Here is a 382-nt window from a genome sequence, read left to right as displayed (position 1 = left end):
TCTGGAAGAGGATACTCTTCCATCTCTCTCCTATCGCTATGCGGCTCTCAAGGTACGCGGGTGCGACCCCGGGGACCGGGTGCTGCGGGGACTTCCTCCGGGCCAGACATCCACCGGACGGGCTCCTGCCCTCCATTCGAGTTAAGTTGATCTCTCTAGAAGATTTATCTCCCTAGAAAGGAGGTGATCCAGCCGCACCTTCCGGTACGGCTACCTTGTTACGACTTCACCCCCCTCACCCTCCACACCTTCGGCGCCTCCCCCCAGATAAGGTTGGGCCGGCGACTTCGGGTGCAGACGACTCGGGTGGTGTGACGGGCGGTGTGTACAAGGCCCGGGAACGCATTCACCGCGGCATGCTGATCCGCGATTACTAGCAACT

1 rRNA gene is annotated in these 382 nt (G+C 60.7%); it reads right to left on the bottom strand.

Going from position 1 to position 382, the window contains the following annotated elements:
* Positions 1–176: 176 nt before the first annotated feature.
* Positions 177–382 (bottom strand): 16S ribosomal RNA (locus tag ACTQ1S_RS09410); the annotation flags it as partial.

The organism is Collinsella sp. LCP21S3_D3, from assembly GCF_052118305.1.
Lineage (GTDB): Bacteria > Actinomycetota > Coriobacteriia > Coriobacteriales > Coriobacteriaceae > Collinsella.
This window is presented reverse-complemented; position numbering and strand designations above follow the sequence as displayed.